Raw genomic sequence first — 16,888 nt, forward strand, 5'->3', positions numbered from 1 at the left:
TGCCGCCACGGCACCGACCCGTCGCGCGAACTGAGCGACGAGCAGATGGCCGCCTCCGAGCACGCCGAGTACACCTCCGATCCGGCCATGCTGGCCGAGGCCGACATCATCGTGGTGGCCGTGCCGACCCCGGTCGACAACGCCCACAACCCCGACTTCACGCCGCTGGTGGGCGCCAGCAAGAGCGTGGGCAAGCACATGAAGGACGGCGCCATCGTCGTCTACGAATCGACCGTCTACCCGGGCGCCACCGAGGAAGTGTGTATCCCGGTGCTGGAGCAGGCGTCCGGCCGCAAATGGAAGGAAGGCTTCAACGTCGGCTACTCGCCCGAGCGCATCAACCCGGGCGACAAGCACCACACCCTGACCACCATCCTCAAGGTGGTGGCCGGCGACACCCCGGACACGCTGGAAAAAGTGGCCCAGCTGTACGAGCGCATCGTGGTGCCGGGCGTGCACCGCTGCACCAGCATCAAGGCCGCCGAAGCGTGCAAGGTCATCGAGAACACGCAGCGCGACCTGAACATCGCGCTGATGAACGAGCTGGCCATCATCTTCGACAAAATCGGCATCGACACCTCGGAAGTGCTGCAGGCCGCCGGCACCAAGTGGAACTTCCTCAAGTTCAGCCCCGGCCTGGTGGGCGGGCACTGCATTGGCGTCGACCCTTACTACCTGACCCACAAGGCCGAGCAGCTCGGCTACAACCCGCAGGTGATCCTGGCCGGCCGCCGCATCAACGACGGCATGGGCAAATACATCGCCGAGCAGACCGTCAAGAACATGATCGCCGCCGGCAGCTACATCAAGGGCGCGCGCGTCAACGTGCTGGGACTGACCTTCAAGGAAAACTGCGCCGACCTGCGCAATTCCAAGGTGGGCGACGTCATCAACGAGCTGCGCGACTTCGGCATCGAAGTGTTTGTGCACGACCCGTACGCCGACGCCGACGAGGCCATGCACGAATACGGCGTGCGCCTGTACAGCTGGGACGACCTGCCGCGCGCCGACGCGGTGGTGGCGGCGGTGTCGCACGCCGAGCTGCTGGCGCGCCCGGTCGAGGACATCCAGAAAAAACTGATCAAGGGTGGCTGCTTCATCGACGTCAAGGCGGCGTTCGACACGGCGGCACTGAAGGACGCCGGACTTTGCGTCTGGCGCCTGTAAGAACACAAGGGGCCGTTCGCGGCCCTTTTTTAATTCAAGGAGTGTACGCATGAAAGCGATGATATTGGCAGCTGGCAAGGGGACGCGCGTGCGTCCGCTGACCTACGATTTACCGAAACCGATGATTCCCATCCTGGGCAAGCCCGTGATGGCTTACCTGGTCGAGCACCTGGCCCGCTACGGCATCACGGAAATCATGGTCAACGTCAGCTATCTGCACGAGAAGATCGAGGAATATTTCGGCGAGGGGCACCAGTTCGGCGTGCAGATCGGCTATTCCTTCGAGGGCTACACCAATAACGACGGCGAAGTCGTGCCCGAGCCGCTCGGCTCGGCCGGCGGCATCAAGAAAATCCAGGAGTTCGGCGGCTTCTTCGACGACACCACCATCGTGCTGTGCGGCGACGCCATCATCGACCTGGACATCAAGTCGGCGCTGTTCGAGCACCGCCGCAAGGGCGCGCTGGCCTCGGTCATCACGCGCGAAGTGCCGTGGGACAAGGTGCCCAGCTACGGCGTGGTGGTCACCGACGCCGACGGCCGCATCCGCGCCTTCCAGGAAAAGCCCAGGCAGGAAGAGGCGCTGTCCAATTTTGCCAGCACCGGCATCTACATCTTCGAGCCGGAAGTGATCGACCTGATCCCCACCGACCGTCCGTTCGACATCGGTTCCGAACTGTTCCCGCTGCTGGCCGAGAAGGGCCTGCCGTTCTACGCCCAGCAGCGCAAGTTCAACTGGATCGACATCGGCAGCGTCAAGGATTACTGGGAAGTGCTGCAGAGCGTGCTGCTGGGCGAGGTGGAAAACATGAAAGTGCCCGGCATCCAGGTCGACGAGGGGCTGTGGGTCGGGCTTAACACCAGCATCGACTGGAGCGGTGGCACCAGGATCGAGGGACCGGTGTACATCGGCTCCGGCGCCAGGGTGGAAGCGGGCGCCCGCATCGTCGGACCGACGTGGATAGGCCACGGTAGCCACGTCTGCAGCGGCGCGGAGGTGGTGCGAAGTGTGTTGTTCGAATATACTCGCGTGTTACCGGATGTTACCTTGGAAGAATTAATTGTCTTCAAGGATTATAGTGTCGACCGCGCAGGTGAAATGAAGCATGTTTCGGAATACGAAACAGGCGAATGGGCCAATGCCCGCGACCGTCGCCGCCGCCGCAGGCAAGAAGAATTACTCTATAAATAATTGGATCGATCGGATCAATACTGCATGAAAATCTATCCCGTCATACTGTCCGGCGGCGCCGGCACCCGTTTGTGGCCGCTGTCGCGCGCTGTGCTGCCAAAGCAGCTGTTGCCGCTGGTTGCCGACAAGACCATGCTGCAGGAAACCGCGCTGCGCGTGGCCGGCCGCGCGCCTACGGCGACGGTCGAGCTGATGGCGCCGCTGGTGGTGTGCGGCAACGAGCACCGTTTCCTGGTGGCCGAACAGATGCGTGAAATCGGCATCAAGCCGCTCGGCATCCTGCTCGAGCCGGTCGGCCGCAACACGGCGCCGGCCGTGGCCGCCGCCGCCCACTACCTGAAGGCCATCGACCCCGATACCGTCATGCTGGTGCTGCCGGCCGACCATGTCATCAGCGACGTGGCCGCCTTCCACCAGGCGGTCGAGCGCGCGCTGGTCATGGTCAAGGACGGTGCGCTGGCCACCTTCGGCATCGTGCCGACCGCGCCGGAAACCGGCTACGGCTATATCCAGAGCGGGGCCGGCGCCGGCGCCGAGCAGTGCTTCAAGGTGGACCGCTTTGTCGAGAAGCCGGACCGCGCCACCGCCGAAGGCTTTGTCGCCGCCGGCAATTACTTCTGGAACAGCGGCATGTTCCTGTTCCGCGCCGACGCCTACATCGCCGAGCTGGCCAAGTTCCAGCCGGAGATCGCCGCCGCCGCCGAGGCGGCCGTGCAGAAGGATTACCGCGACCTGGACTTCTGCCGCCTGGACGAAGCCGCCTTCACGGCCTGCCCGTCGGACTCGATCGACTATGCGGTGATGGAAAAGACCCAGCACGCGGTGGTGGTGCCGGCCGACATCGGCTGGAACGACGTGGGCTCCTGGTCCGCGCTGCACGACGTGCTGCCGAAGGACGCGGCCGGCAACGTCACCCGCGGCGACGTCTACCTGGACGATGTGCAGGGCACCCTGGTGCGCGCCGAGAGCCGCATCGTGGCGGTGGTCGGCGTCAAGGACCTGGTGGTGGTGGAAACCAACGACGCGGTGCTGGTGGCCCACAAGGACCAGGTGCAGCGCGTCAAGCAGATCGTCGAGCACCTGAAGACCAAGGACCGCACCGAGCACCTGCACCACACCAAGGTCTACCGTCCTTGGGGCTGCTACGAGGGCATCGATATCGGCGAGCGCTTCCAGGTCAAGCGCATTACCGTCAATCCGGGCGGCAAGCTGTCGCTGCAGATGCACCACCACCGCGCCGAGCACTGGATCGTGGTGAGCGGCACGGCGCGCGTCACCTGCGGCGAGAAGGTCACGCTGCTGACGGAGAACGAATCCACCTACATTCCTATCGGCATGAACCACCGCCTGGAAAATCCGGGCAAACTGCCGCTGCACCTGATCGAGGTGCAGTCCGGCAGCTATCTGGGCGAGGACGACATCGTGCGTTTCGAAGACGTCTATCAGCGTACCTGACCATAACCAAGCGTACATACTGATAAGCAAGAAGGGGGCCGCGGCCCCCTTTTTTCATGCCCGCGCCCCTTCCTGGATGGCTTGCATTTTTGTAGGCTCAATCCTACCCCGTTCAGCGGATCGCCCGCGAGGCCAGTAACTGCCGGGCTTGCTAGTCACCTTGGCCCTAAAATTTACGTAAGGCATTGTTTTTGAACGGAAATTTTTCAGTGATTCCTTGTTAATGTTTCGTTTAGAGCATGCTAGGATGGGTTTGCAGTCTTGTGCGCACACGACAGCTTTCCTGCTATTCATCCTTTTTTACCGGGGGTAAACATGATCAAAACCAAATCCATCGTAGCCGCGTTGGCCCTGCTGGGCGCCAGTGCGGGCGCTACCCTGGCACACGCTGCGGACATCAGCCAGAGCAGCGCCGTGTCGCTGACCGGCAATACCGCCCACTTCGGGCGCGACCTGACCTCGGTCAGCGCCGGTGACATTTTCAGCGACCGCTGGAACTTCTCCACTGCGGGCGCGGTCAACTTCGTCGGCGGCGTCATCGCTGTGTCGCCCGGCCTGTTCGACAATATCGCCATCACCGATCTGCGCCTGTTCAACTCGGCTGGCCTGTCGATCGGCGGCGTTCAGCACGGCAACGGCGTAGCCGACGTGTGGACCATCAAGGCCCTGGGCCCGCTGGTCGCCGACAGCTACTACCTGCAAGTGACCGGTTCCGTGCTGAGCGGCGCCAACACCAGCTACGGCGGCATGCTGACGCTGGCTCCCGTCCCTGAGCCTGCCACTTACGGCATGCTGCTGGGTGGCTTGGGCGTGCTGGGCTTCCTGGCCCGCCGCCGCAAGAACCAGGCTTGAGCATCGGCTTGATGCAACAAGGATGATGTGGCGCCGGAGGGCGCTATAATCGGAACGGAAGCTGCGGCTTCCGTTTTTTCGTCAGGGAGACCCTCATCCGCTTGCTCGCCACTTCGCTCGCCGCTTCGCTCGCCGCTTCACGCGCCTCCTTGCTCGCGGCTTTGGCCGCGCTGTGCCTCGCCGCCGCTCCCTTAGCCCAAGCCGCCATCATGCCCGCCCAGCTGGCCGTGGTCGTCAACGACGCCGATCCCAACAGCGTGCAGGTGGCCGAGTACTACCGCCAGCAGCGCGGTATCCCGCAGCAGAACATGGTGCATGTGCGGATCGCCGACAAGCCGCGCAAGCTCAGCGCGGCGCAGTTCCGCCAGCTCAAGGACGATATCGACGCCAAGCTGGGGCCGGACATCCAGGCCGTGCTGATGGTCTGGAGCGCACCCTATGCGGTCGAGTGCAACGGCATCACCGCCGCCTACACGCTGGGGCTGGACAGCGCGCTGTGCGCCAAGACCTGCCAGCCGGCCAAGCCCAGCGCCTACTTCAACGCCACCGCCCCCTTGCCGTTCACGGCGCTCGGCATGCGCCTGGCCATGCTGCTGCCGGCCGACTCGGTGCAGGAAGCCAAGACGCTGATCGGGCGCGGCGTGGCCAGCGGCTTCCGCATGCCGGCCGCCGGTGCCTACTACCTGGCCACCAGCGAAGTGCAGCGCAACAGCCGCGCGCAGTTCTTCCCGCGCGCCGGCGTGCTGGCGCAGCGCAAGCTCACCATCCACAACCGCCAGGCGGACGCGCTGGAAGGCGTGCGCGACATCATGGTCTACCAGACCGGCATGGCCAAGGTGGACAAGCTCGACACGCTGGGCTTCCTGCCCGGCGCGCTGGCCGACCACCTGACCTCCTTCGGCGGCGACCTGTACGGCACCACGCAGATGAGCAGCCTGCGCTGGCTGGAAGCCGGCGCCACCGCCAGCTACGGCACCGTCAGCGAGCCTTGCAATTACTGGCAGAAGTTTCCCCATCCGGCGGTGCTGCTGCGCCATTACCTGAACGGCGACAGCGCGCTGGAAGCGTATTGGAAAAGCGTCTCCTGGCCGGCGCAGGGGGTCTTCATCGGCGAGCCGCTGGCCGCGCCATATCGACGACCCTGAGCGGCATGCCGGGGCATGGTCCTCAGGACACTTGTTGGGCGATTACAACTTTAGTCCGTTTGGACTAATGACAAGTCATCAATTTGTCATGTGCTTATATTAATATGTGGATAGCAACTATAAAGTCATATTGTTAACACCCTCCACATCAGGACCGCATATGAAACCATCCGCCCCGGCCGTGCCAGGCCGCCTTACCGTCCTGGCCGCCTTGCTGGCCAGCCTGTCCGCACCCGCCTTGGCCGATTCGGCCGTCGTCATCAGCCAGGTTTACGGCGCGGGCGGCAACGGCACCGGCGCCACCGGCGCAACGCTGAAGCACGACTTCATCGAACTGTACAACCGCAGCAGCGCGCCGGTGTCGCTGAACGGCTGGAGTGTGCAATATGCGTCCGCCACCGGCAGCAGCTGGCAGGTCACGCCGCTGACCAGCGTCACGCTACAGCCGGGCCAGTTCTACATGGTGCAGCAGGCTGCCGGCGCCGGAGGCACCGCCACCACCGTCACGGCCGACAAGATCGGCACCATCCCGATGGCTGGCGGCGCAGGCAAGGTTGCCCTGAGCAGCACCACCACTGCCTTCACCGTGGCCAACCCGAGCGGTGCATCGCTGGTCGACCTGGTCGGCTATGGCAGCACCGCCAACTTCTCCGAAGGCGGCACGCCCACCGGCACCCTGGGCAACCTGACCGCCGCGCTGCGCAAGAACAACGGCTGCGTCGACACCGACAACAACGGCGCCGACTTCGAAGTGCTGGCGCCGAACCCGCGCAACAGCGCCGTTACCCAGGCCTGCGGCGCCACCGTGGTCAAGCCCATCGTTGCCACTTGTCCATCGACCTTGTCGGTGGCGCAGGGCTACAGCGGCAGCGTGCCGCTTACGGCCACCGATGAAGACAGCATCGTCAACGCCGCCACCATCTCCGTTGGCGGCATGGCCGGCATCAGCCTGGACGGTTTCACGGCCGCCGGCGCCGTCGGCGGCACCGCCAGCGTCAACCTGAGCGCGGCGGCCGGCCTGGCTGTCGGCAGCTACCCGGTCACCATCCAGTTCGCCAACGACGGCAACCAGTTCGCCACCTGCCCGGTTACCGTGAAGGTAACCGGCCTGGCCAACGTTACCATGACGATTCCGCAGATCCAGGGCGCCAGCGCCGGCGACACGCCCAGCCCGGTGGCCAACACCGTGCAGACCGCCGAAGGCGTGGTGACCCTGAAAGTGTCGAACGGCTTCTTCATGCAGGACGCGGCCGGCGACAACGACCCGACCAGCTCCGATGGCATCTTCGTCTACACCGTCACTGCGCCCACCGTGCAAGTGGGCCAGGTCGCCCGCGTCACCGGCCTGGTGTTCGAATATACGCCGAGCGGCGCCAAGCGCTCCTACACCGAATTCAAGGACGTGACGGCCGTGGTGCCGATGGGCGACGGCCCGGCCATCACGCCGGCCAATGTCGAACTGGGCGCCAACCTGGCGCACTACGAAGGCATGCTGGTGCGCTTCACCCGTGCGCTGACCATCAACCAGGCCGAATTCCTGGGCGACCGCGGCGAGCTGACCCTGGCCAACGGCCGCCTGGAAGTGCCGACCAACCGCCATCCGGCGCGCACCCCGGAAGCCTACGCGCTGGCAGCGTCCAACGCGGCCGGCATGATCGTGCTGGACGACGGCCTGTTCGTCACCCCGGCCACCATTCCCTACATCGGCCAGGACGGCACGGTGCGCGTGGGCGACACGGTCACCGACCTGGTGGGCGTGATCGACTTCGGCGCCGTGGGCGGCAACACCACCGCGTTCAAGCTGCAGCCTAGCGCCGCGCCGGTGTTCTCGCGCAGCAATCCGCGCGAAGACGCGCCCGTGCTGGCGGCGGGCAACGTGAAAGTGGCCAGCGCCAACGTGCTGAATTTCTTCACCACCTTCACCAACGGCCGCAACGTCGAAGGCCAGAGCGGGCAGGGCTGCAAGGTCGGCAGCACCACCACGGCCGGCAACTGCCGCGGCGCCGACAACATGGAAGAGTTCGTGCGCCAGCGCGACAAGATCGTGGCCGAGCTGAAAGCCATCGATGCCGACGTCTACGGCCTGATGGAGATCCAGAACAACGGCGAGTACGCGGTCACCTACCTGACCAATGCGCTGAACGAGGCGGTCGGCTCCAGCGCCTACGCCGTGGTGCCGGCCCCGGCCGCCACCGGCACCGACGCCATCCGCGTCGCCATGATCTACAAGCCGTCCAGGCTGACGCTGGTGGGCGGCGCGCTGTCCGACGCCGATGCCATCAACAACCGTCCGCCGATGGCGCAAACCTTCCAGGCCGGCAACGGCGAGAAATTCTCGCTGGTGGTGAACCACCTGAAATCGAAAGGCAGCTGCCCGTCCGGCAGCGGCCTGGACGCCGACCAGGGCGACAGCCAGGGCTGCTGGAACAATACCCGCAAGCAGCAGGCCGCGCGCCTGGTCAACAGCTTCGTGCCGCAAGTGGCCGCCGCCGCCGGCGACCCGGACGTGCTGCTGATCGGCGACATGAACTCCTACGGCATGGAAGACCCGGTGTTCGTGATGACCAACGCCGGCTTCGTCAACCAGCTGGAGCGCTATGTGCGTCCGCACGGTTCGCCGTACTCCTACGTATTCGGCAGCAACAGCGGCTACCTCGACCACGCGCTGGCCAGCAGCACGCTGAGCCCGCAAGTGGCCGGCGCCGCTGAATGGCACGTCAACGCCGACGAGCCGACCGTGATCGACTACAACAAGGGCGGCAAGCCGCAGGACCTGTACAACGCGCTGGCCTACCGCGCGTCCGACCATGATCCGGTGGTGGTCAGCCTGAACCTGCAGCCGAAGTTTGCCGACATCAGCGGCAGCATCAAGTTCGTGCAGCAGGGCACGGTGTACAACCGCTTCACGCAGAAGTCGTCCGGCGTGCTGTACCTGACCAACAATGGCAGCACGCCGCTGAGCGGTCCGTTCCAGCTGCAGCTGAACGGCCTGGCCAGCGGCCTGGTGCTGGACAACGCCAGCGGCATCTACGGCGGCGCGCCTTACCTCACGCTGGGCGGCACGCTGGCGCCCGGCGCCACCATGACGGTCTCGCTGACCTTCAGCAATCCGAATAAAGCGGTCGTGACCTACACGCCCAAGTTCTACACCGGTACCTTCTAAGGAAAACAACTTATGCGCAACTTCTTCAGCAAAACCCTGCGCCGCGCCGCGCTGACCCTGGTGCTGGCGGCTGTCAGCGGCCTGGCTTCGGCCGGTGTGATGGTCTCGATCGACACCCGCACGTTCGGCGTGGCCGGCGGCTACCTGGACTTCCAGTTCAGCTCGCCCGGCAACGGCGTCGAGGCGACCGCGCTGATGTCCAGCCTGGTCGGCTTCGACCATGCGGTCGTGGATTTGAACGACAATGTCACGCCGCAAGGCGGCGGCTACCTGTTCAGCAACCTGGCGTTCAATGAGCTGGCGTTCGCGGTCGATTTCAATTCCGTGTACTCCTTCGACCTGAGCTTTGCCGGCGCGGCCGATCCGGTGTCGGGCTACATCTCCAACTTCAGCATCACCGCCTTCGACAGCCTGGGCAACCTGGTCGGCAACTACGACCCGGTCACCGGCGCCATCGCCCAGTACCTGTGGACGCCGCCCACCACGCCGGGCGGCAGCGGCTCGATCGGCAACGGTCCCGGCGACCCGGGCGCCGTCGTCACGGTGCCTGAGCCGTCCGACTGGCTGCTGACCGGCACCGGCCTGGCGCTGATGGCGCTGGTGCTGCGCCGCCGCCGCGCCACCGGCGCCGCGCCCGCGCAGATGCAGGCGCTGGCTGCCTGATGGCCGCCGCCGCGCCACCGGCGCCGCGCCCGCGCAGATGCAGGCGCTGGCTGCCTGATGGCCGCAGCCGCTTAGCTGGCGCGGTGGCCGCCGCATGGCGGCCCGCTTGCCGCGCTGTTGTTTCCGCGCACTTGCCGCCACGCGCGCCGCCCCTGACAAGGCGGCGCGATTTTCATGGGCGGGACGGAATTTAGTCGGAAAAACTATCAATCGCGCAATTAAATTGTATTAGTGTGCACTATCCGGGCTGATGCATAGTGAAGTTTATGCCGCCCCCTATCCTCATCATCGACTGCGACCCGCAGGTGCAGCAGCTGCTGGCGCTGAACCTGCGCCAGGCCGGCCATCAGCCGCTGTGCGCGCTGGACGCCGAGAGCGCGCTGCTGATGCTGGAGTCGGCGGCGCCGGAACTGCTGCTGCTTGAATGGGACTTGCCCGGCCAGTCCGGGCTGGCGCTGCTGCGCCGCCTGCGCGCCCTGCCGCGCACTGCCGGCCTGCCCATCATCATGCTCACCGCGCGCGGCGCCGAGGCCGACAAGATCCTGGCGCTGGAAAGCGGCGCCGACGACTACATCACCAAGCCTTTCAGTCCGCGCGAAACGCTGGCCCGCATGCACGCAGTGCTGCGCCGCCAGGCGCACGCCGCTGCGCACGCGGCCATGCTGTCCCCGGCGCCTGCCATGACGGGGGCGGGCGGCGTGATACAGCTGGCCGCGCTGCGGCTCGACGCGTCCTCCCAGCGCGTGCTGGCGGGCGGGCGGCAGCTCAGTTTGGGACGGGTCGATTTCCGCCTGCTGCATTTCCTGATGCGGCACCCCGAGCGGGTCTTCAGCCGCAGCCAGTTGCTTGACCTGGTGTGGGGCGCCGACGCCTGCGTCGATGAACGCACCGTGGACGCGCATGTCGGCCGCTTGCGCAATGCGCTGCAGCCGAGCGGCCATCAGGACCATATTGAAACCGTGCGCGGCAGCGGCTACCGCTTCACGCTTGACGCCGGCGCACATCAGGCCGGCCGCGCAAGCGCGCAAGCGCAGCCCAAACTGCAATATGCTGCGGCTGCGGTCGCCTGAGACCCGGGACTCGGCCATGGAGCAAGCCGTCATCCTGAGCAAGCGGGAGCAGGAATACCTGCTGGGCGCCATCGAGGCATCGCTCTCGGTGCGCGAGCTGCGCAGCTATTTTTTGTGGACCCAGGGCCAGCTGCAGGCGCTGCTGCCGCACCGGCTGATGGTGTGCATGCAGTTCGGTCCGGCCTGCCCGGGCGGTTCCGTCCTCGCGCAGATTGATTGCTTGCACGGAACAGTGATCGACAGCGCCGTGCTGGAGCAGGTGTCCGATCCCGTCCACGGGCTGGCGCCCCGGCTGGCGCGGCACGCCCAGGCGCGTGCCGGAACCGGCGGCTGGCAGGCGCCGCCGCTGGCGCTGGAGGCCGCCGCGCAGCCGGCCGCAGGGCCCGGCGCCTGGCCCGCCTTCGCGCCCGAACTGCTGCGGCTGGGGTTGGACAATGTGCTGCTGCACGGCGCCGGCCCGCTAACGGGCGGGGGCACGTGCTTTGCCCTGTTCGGCATGCCGCAGCGGCCAGGTCCGCGCCAGGCCTACTTCATCGAACTGCTGCTACCGCACTTGCACTTTGCGTTGCAGCGGCTGGAGCGCATGCCCGGTGCTGCCTGGCCGGCGGCTTCGGCCGCCGCCTGGGCCGAGCGCCCGGTCAGCCGGCGCGAAATGGAAATCCTGCACTGGGTTAAGGAAGGCAAGAGCAATGTCGAAGTCGGCCAGATCCTCGGCATCAGCGGCCTCACGGTGAAGAACCATTTGCAGCGCATCTACAAGACCTTAGGGGTCAGCAACCGCACCCAGGCGGTAGCGCGCGGCATGGCCTTGCGGCTGCTGGACGGCGGCGCAGCGCGCGCTTGACTCGGCCGCTGCGCAAGCCCATGATGGCGCATTGTTGTTCCTTTTTTCACTGTCCCGGCACCCGCCTCCTGCATCCATGCGACTGACTCTGCTTCTTGCCATTGCCGCCGCCAGCGCCGCGCTGGGCTGCAGCGCGCTCGCCGGTGGGCAAGGCGCCAATGCCGGCGCGGGCAGCCCAGACGGCCAAGGTGCGCCGGAACTGCTGCAGCGCCTGCGCGCGCTGGAAAGCGCCTCCACTTGCAGCGTGGCGGCCGATTGCCGCGCCGTGCCGGTGGGCGCCCGCCTGTGCGGCGGTCCGTCGGCGTGGCTGGCCATGTCGGCCGCGCATATGGCCGCAGCAGCGCCGCTGGCCGAGCGCTACACCGCGCTGCGCAAGACGGCCAACGAAGCAGCCGCGCAAGAGGGCAGGGTCTCCACCTGCCAGGTTATTCCGGAGCCCGCCGTTGGCTGCACCGGTGGTGTTTGCCGCACCCTATCTAACGCGCCGTCCGGCCGCGCTGACTAATTGCTGCTGTACCGCCCGCGTGAAGTTGCTTCACGTAGGAAACTTTTTCTGTCGAAAAATTTTACACTTTAACTTCCTTGCAATCATGATGTAGGGGCAACATCATGATTCTTTTGAAAATCTTTCATAGGCACGTTTAATGCTTATTAGAGCGGACTCAACTAGGGGAGTGGTTGAGGCGGGCAAGCGATCTATCCACAAGACAAGATAGCTTTCTAAAAATTAAGACCATCTAAATCCAGGGGATTCCGTGGCTAATATTTCGACAAAAAAAAGCGGTATGAGCAATCTGTTCAAAAAGGCGGCTGGTGCCGCAGTGCTGGCGGCCAGCAGCGTGGCGCAAGCGGGTGTGATTGATTTTGAAACTGGTTTTACCAGCCCCATCCTGACTGCGGGCGGCATCGTGGAAACCGGCGATTTCTGGATCGAGACCTACGCCTATGGCAATACGCAGACCGACGATCTGGTCGGCGTCATCGTCGACGGCTCCGACAACGGCCTGTGCATTTCGGGCGGCTGCCCGGTCAACAACCCGACCAACTACTACGCCGGCCTGAACGACGGCTATCTGTACTTCGGCCTGAACAACGGCAATAACTTCCGCCTGGGCTCGCTGCAAGCGAGCTACATCGGCGCCGATGGCACCACCTTCCCCAGCACCGCAGGCGCGCTGCTGATCCAGGGCTTCAATGCGGCCGGCCAGGCGGTGGGCGTCTCCCAGACCATCTTCCTGCCAGGCCCAACCGGCGGCGCCTTCAATTTCGCCAACTACGACCTGTCGCCGCTGTCGGGCTACGAGTTCAATTTCGTGCGCATCTACGGCTACGGTTGCGACTTCTCGGGCAATTGCAGCCGCACCAGTGGCATCGGCAATATCGCGCTCGATAACATCACCACAATCCCGGAACCCACCAGCATGGCGCTGTTCGGCCTGGGCCTGATCGGCTTGGGCGCGCTGTCGCGCCGCCGCCGTTCGGCTTGAGTCTGCCTGCTGTTTCTTTCTAATTTATTCCGGGAAAAATCATGAACCTGAATCTGCGTCCTATTTCGCTGGCCGTGCTGGCACTGATGTCCAGCCTGGCGATCACCGCCACCGCGCAAGAACAGCGCCGCACCTACATCGTGCAGCTGCAAGACCAACCGGCCGCCACCTACAACGGCGGCGTCAGCGGCCTGGCTGCCACCCAGCCAGCCCCCGGCCAGGTATTCGACTTCCGCGCGCCCAGCGTGCAGGAATACATCCGCTACCTGGGCGAGCGCAAGACCGAAGTGCTGGCCAGCGTCGGCAATCCGACCGTGGTGGCCAACTACGACGTGGTGCTGAACGGCTTCGCCGTGCAGCTGACCGATGCCGAAGTGCTGACGCTGAAAAGCAATCCCGCCGTGGCCGACGTGCAAGCCGATACCGCGCGCCGTCTCGATACCATTTCCAGCGCGCGCTTCCTGGGCCTGAGCACGGCCGGCGGGCTGTGGTCGAAATTCACCGGCGGCCAGCTGGTGAAGGGCGAGAACATGGTGATCGGCGTGGTCGACAGCGGTGTCTGGCCTGAAAATCCAGCCTTCGCCGACCGCGTCGATGCCGACGGCAACCCGACCTTCGACGGCTCCGGCACCCTGGCCTACACCAGCGCGCCGGCCACCTTCAAGGGCGGCTGCCAGAGCGGCGAGGGCTTCGACGCCGCGCTGCATTGCAACAACAAACTGATCGGCGCCAAGTACTACAACGCCGGCTTCATCGCGTCCCCGAACGGCGCCAAGAAAAACTGGAGCGAGTTCTACTCGCCGCGCGATTCCAACATCGGCAGCAACGGCGTGTCCACCGGCCATGGCGGCCACGGCAGCCACACCGCTTCCACCGCCGCCGGCAACTCCGGCGCCTTTGCCACCGTGAACGGCGTGCCGATGGGCGCCAGCACCGGCATGGCGCCGCGCGCCCGCATCGCCGCCTACAAGGTGTGCTGGACCTTCGACGATCCGACCGCCGAAGACGGCACCAACGCCAGCAACACCTGCTACAACTCCGACTCGGTGCTGGCAATCGACGACGCCGTCAAGGATGGCGTCAACGTCATCAACTACTCGATCAGCGGTTCGCAGACCTCGGTCAACGACCCGGTCGAGCAAGCCTTCTACCGCGCCTCGCTGGCCGGCGTGTTCGTCGCCGCGTCGGCGGGCAACAGCGGCCCTGCGCAAGCGGTGGCCCACGTTAGCCCATGGCTGACCACGGTGGCAGCGTCCACCCACGACCGCAGCACGCAAGCGGACGTTAGCCTGGGCAACGGCGCCAAGTACAGCGGCGCCTCGCTGAACGTCAATCCGCTGTCGGCGGCGCCGCTGATCCGCGCGGAAGACGCCGGCCTGGGCGGCGGCACCGCCAGCCTGTGCGTCAGCGACGCCGGCGCTGCCGCCCAGCTGGGCCAGGTCAAGCTGGATCCGGCCAAGGTGGCCGGCAAAGTGGTCATCTGCACCCGCGGCGACAATGCACGCGTCGACAAGAGCCTGGCCGTGCTGCAGGCCGGCGGCGCCGGCATGGTCCTGTCCGACAACGGCGGCGGCCTGGTATCGGAAGCGCATTCGGTGCCGTCGGTGCACGTGTCGGCCGCCGATGGCGCCGCCATCAAGGCCTACGCGCAGGCGGGCAACGCCAGCGCTGCCATCGGCGCCTTCGCCATCAAGTCGGTGCCGGCCCCCATCATGGCCGGCTTCTCGTCGCGCGGCCCGAATGCCGGCGACAGCAATATGCTGAAGCCCGACCTGACCGCGCCCGGCGTGGACGTCATCGCCAGCGTCACCGCAGCGCTGACCCCGGCCGAGCACGCGCTGGTTGCCGCCGGCACCCTGGTGCCGCCGCCCGCCTATGCGTCCTACCAGGGCACCTCGATGTCCAGTCCGCACGTGGCCGGGCTCGGCCTGCTGCTGCGCCAGCTGCATCCTGACTGGTCGCCTGCGGCCATCAAGTCGGCGCTGATGACCACCGCCTTCACCACGCTGAACGACAACCTGGCAGGCGCGCAGAACGGCCTGCTGCCGTGGGCGCAGGGCGCCGGTCACGTCGACCCGAACAAGGCCGCCGATCCGGGCCTGGTGTACGACGCGAAAAAGGCTGACTACGTGGCCTACCAGTGCAAGGTGAACAAGGCCGCCGTGCAGCCGCAAAGCGATTGCACCGTGTATGGCACGCTGGACGAGTCCTACAACCTGAACCTGCCGTCGATCACCGTCGGCGGCGTGCAGAACAGCGTGACGGTGCGCCGCTCGGTGACCAACGTGGGCGGCGCCAGCGCCACCTACAGCGCCACCGCCTCGGTGCCGGGCTTCACCACCGTGGTCACCCCGTCCAGCCTGACGCTGGCGCCGGGCGAAACCGCCGCCTTCACCGTCAAGCTGACCACCGCTGGCGCGGCCAACGGCGTGTGGAACTTCGGCAGCCTGAGCTGGACCGACGGCAGCCACGTGGTGCGCAGCCCGATCCAGGCCCGCACCGGTAAGTCGATCGCCTCGCCTGCGCTGCTGACCGGCGACAAGCCATCGGGCACCCGTATCTTCCCGGTGAAAGCCACCTTCAACGGCCGCATGACGGCCATCAAGGGCGGCCTGAAGGCGCCGACCCTGGGTGAGCAGGTGACGCTGACGCCGGGTGGCCTGAGCTCGGCCAACCTGAAACTGGCTTGCGCCGCCGGCACCGACCTGCCGAACGTGAAGGTGTACAACGTGGCCATTCCAGCCGGCAGCGTGGCGGCCCGCTTCGCGCTGCGCGACCTCGACACCAGCAGCGAGGGCGACGACAACGACCTGGGCGTGCTGACCCCGTCCGGCGCCTGGGGCTACTCGGGCAATGCCACCAGCAACGAGGCGGTGCAGATTGCCGCGCCGGACGCTGGCAACTACAAGGTCTGCGTGCTGGCCTACGGCGGCGGCGAGACCATGTCGCACAAACTGCTCTCGACCGTGGTGACCACCGCCGACGTGGGCGGCAAGCTCACCGTGGCGCTGCCCGGCAAGGTGGTGGCCAATGTGGCCGCCAGTGTGGCTGCCACCTGGTCCGGCCTGGCCAACGATACCTCCTATCTGGGCGGTTTCCAGTTCCAGGACCTGAGCGGCAACGTGCAGACCACCACCGTCATCAACGTCAACACCGGCAGCGCCACCATCCCGGTGGCGGAATCGGATCGCACCCGCGCCAAGCTGATCGACTAATTGTCGTTTAGCAAGGCCGTATCCGCAGCCGCACAGGCTTGGCCTGTGCGGCTGTTTTTATTGCGGAAAACGTTGTCGAAAGCTTAAACAGCGTGTTAGGCTAGGCGGTTTCAGCCTTCCGCCGTAAAAAGGAGTCGTTCGGATGCACGCAGCACTGCTACAAGGCAATAAAGCGCCACGCCGCGCCCGCGGTTTCACCTTGCTGGAACTGCTGGTGGTGATCGTCATTATCGGCCTGCTGGCCGCCTACGTCGGTCCCAAGTACTTCTCGCAGCTGGGCAAATCGGAAGTGACGATCGCCAAGGCGCAAATCGAAGCATTCGAAAAATCGCTCGACACCTACCGCCTGGACGTGGGCCGTTATCCCAGCGCCGAGGAAGGCCTGGGCGCGCTGCTGGCTGCGCCCGCATCGGCCGGCGCCAAATGGAACGGTCCCTACCTGAAAAAAGGCGTGCCGCCCGATCCGTGGGGCAAGCCTTACCAGTACCGCGCGCCCGGCACCAAGGGCGAATATGAGATTTTGTCCCTGGGCAAAGATGGCCAGCCCGGCGGCACCGGCGAAGACGCCGACATCACGTCCCAATAACCTTCCGCGGCTTAGCGACAGCAACCACAGCAACCTCAGCAAACCGGCT

Annotated in this window: 13 protein-coding genes; all 13 read left to right on the top strand. The window is 65.7% G+C overall.

Annotation, left to right across the window (positions count from 1 at the left end; all coding sequences use genetic code 11):
- On the top strand, positions 1 to 1,167 hold a 1,167-nt coding region (locus AC6H42_RS31175; protein ID WP_497549749.1), incomplete at its 5' end, for a nucleotide sugar dehydrogenase.
- A gap of 49 nt (positions 1,168 to 1,216) precedes the next feature.
- Positions 1,217 to 2,359 carry a nucleotidyltransferase family protein gene (locus AC6H42_RS31180; RefSeq protein ID WP_057158793.1) on the top strand — a complete coding sequence of 381 codons (1,143 nt, stop codon included), beginning with the start codon at positions 1,217 to 1,219 and terminating at the stop codon, positions 2,357 to 2,359.
- Between the two features lie 24 nt (positions 2,360 to 2,383).
- Complete coding sequence (locus AC6H42_RS31185; RefSeq protein ID WP_057158792.1) at positions 2,384 to 3,814, top strand: mannose-1-phosphate guanylyltransferase/mannose-6-phosphate isomerase; 1,431 nt, start codon at positions 2,384 to 2,386, stop codon at positions 3,812 to 3,814.
- A gap of 315 nt (positions 3,815 to 4,129) precedes the next feature.
- Complete coding sequence (locus tag AC6H42_RS31190; RefSeq protein WP_057158791.1) at positions 4,130 to 4,666, top strand: FxDxF family PEP-CTERM protein; 537 nt, start codon at positions 4,130 to 4,132, stop codon at positions 4,664 to 4,666.
- 209 nt (positions 4,667 to 4,875) lie between these two features.
- On the top strand, positions 4,876 to 5,811 hold the full coding sequence (locus tag AC6H42_RS31195) for a TIGR03790 family protein (protein WP_082552248.1): 936 nt from the start codon (positions 4,876 to 4,878) through the stop codon (positions 5,809 to 5,811).
- 160 nt (positions 5,812 to 5,971) lie between these two features.
- Complete coding sequence (locus tag AC6H42_RS31200; protein ID WP_497549750.1) at positions 5,972 to 8,974, top strand: ExeM/NucH family extracellular endonuclease; 3,003 nt, start codon at positions 5,972 to 5,974, stop codon at positions 8,972 to 8,974.
- 12 nt (positions 8,975 to 8,986) lie between these two features.
- Positions 8,987 to 9,637 (top strand): NF038129 family PEP-CTERM protein, encoded by a 651-nt coding sequence (locus tag AC6H42_RS31205; RefSeq protein ID WP_057158788.1) that lies wholly within the window; start codon positions 8,987 to 8,989, stop codon positions 9,635 to 9,637.
- Between the two features lie 266 nt (positions 9,638 to 9,903).
- Positions 9,904 to 10,707, top strand: coding sequence for a winged helix-turn-helix domain-containing protein (locus AC6H42_RS31210; RefSeq protein ID WP_057158787.1), 804 nt, complete (start codon positions 9,904 to 9,906; stop codon positions 10,705 to 10,707).
- Between the two features lie 16 nt (positions 10,708 to 10,723).
- Positions 10,724 to 11,551, top strand: coding sequence for a LuxR C-terminal-related transcriptional regulator (locus AC6H42_RS31215; protein ID WP_497549751.1), 828 nt, complete (start codon positions 10,724 to 10,726; stop codon positions 11,549 to 11,551).
- 76 nt (positions 11,552 to 11,627) lie between these two features.
- On the top strand, positions 11,628 to 12,056 hold the full coding sequence (locus tag AC6H42_RS31220) for a hypothetical protein (protein ID WP_497549752.1): 429 nt from the start codon (positions 11,628 to 11,630) through the stop codon (positions 12,054 to 12,056).
- Positions 12,057 to 12,336: 280 nt separating this feature from the next.
- Positions 12,337 to 13,038: an NF038120 family PEP-CTERM protein gene (locus AC6H42_RS31225; RefSeq protein WP_057158785.1), complete on the top strand. Its 702-nt coding sequence runs from the start codon at positions 12,337 to 12,339 to the stop codon at positions 13,036 to 13,038.
- A gap of 41 nt (positions 13,039 to 13,079) precedes the next feature.
- Positions 13,080 to 16,253 carry a S8 family serine peptidase gene (locus tag AC6H42_RS31230; RefSeq protein WP_057158784.1) on the top strand — a complete coding sequence of 1,058 codons (3,174 nt, stop codon included), beginning with the start codon at positions 13,080 to 13,082 and terminating at the stop codon, positions 16,251 to 16,253.
- A gap of 142 nt (positions 16,254 to 16,395) precedes the next feature.
- Complete coding sequence (gene gspG / locus AC6H42_RS31235) at positions 16,396 to 16,839, top strand: type II secretion system major pseudopilin GspG (RefSeq protein WP_057158783.1); 444 nt, start codon at positions 16,396 to 16,398, stop codon at positions 16,837 to 16,839.
- Positions 16,840 to 16,888: the final 49 nt, after the last annotated feature.

It is taken from the genome of Massilia sp. NBRC 108631, from assembly GCF_059704565.1.

What these genes read in the sequence shown, in the direction of transcription:
- AC6H42_RS31180 (WP_057158793.1), top strand. Translation starts at nt 1,217, where the DNA reads ATGAAAGCGATGATATTGGCAGCTGGCAAGGGGACGCGCGTGCGTCCG.
- AC6H42_RS31185 (WP_057158792.1), top strand. Translation starts at nt 2,384, where the DNA reads ATGAAAATCTATCCCGTCATACTGTCCGGCGGCGCCGGCACCCGTTTG.
- AC6H42_RS31190 (WP_057158791.1), top strand. Translation starts at nt 4,130, where the DNA reads ATGATCAAAACCAAATCCATCGTAGCCGCGTTGGCCCTGCTGGGCGCC.
- AC6H42_RS31195 (WP_082552248.1), top strand. Translation starts at nt 4,876, where the DNA reads ATGCCCGCCCAGCTGGCCGTGGTCGTCAACGACGCCGATCCCAACAGC.
- AC6H42_RS31200 (WP_497549750.1), top strand. Translation starts at nt 5,972, where the DNA reads ATGAAACCATCCGCCCCGGCCGTGCCAGGCCGCCTTACCGTCCTGGCC.
- AC6H42_RS31205 (WP_057158788.1), top strand. Translation starts at nt 8,987, where the DNA reads ATGCGCAACTTCTTCAGCAAAACCCTGCGCCGCGCCGCGCTGACCCTG.
- AC6H42_RS31210 (WP_057158787.1), top strand. Translation starts at nt 9,904, where the DNA reads ATGCCGCCCCCTATCCTCATCATCGACTGCGACCCGCAGGTGCAGCAG.
- AC6H42_RS31215 (WP_497549751.1), top strand. Translation starts at nt 10,724, where the DNA reads ATGGAGCAAGCCGTCATCCTGAGCAAGCGGGAGCAGGAATACCTGCTG.
- AC6H42_RS31220 (WP_497549752.1), top strand. Translation starts at nt 11,628, where the DNA reads ATGCGACTGACTCTGCTTCTTGCCATTGCCGCCGCCAGCGCCGCGCTG.
- AC6H42_RS31225 (WP_057158785.1), top strand. Translation starts at nt 12,337, where the DNA reads ATGAGCAATCTGTTCAAAAAGGCGGCTGGTGCCGCAGTGCTGGCGGCC.
- AC6H42_RS31230 (WP_057158784.1), top strand. Translation starts at nt 13,080, where the DNA reads ATGAACCTGAATCTGCGTCCTATTTCGCTGGCCGTGCTGGCACTGATG.
- gspG (WP_057158783.1), top strand. Translation starts at nt 16,396, where the DNA reads ATGCACGCAGCACTGCTACAAGGCAATAAAGCGCCACGCCGCGCCCGC.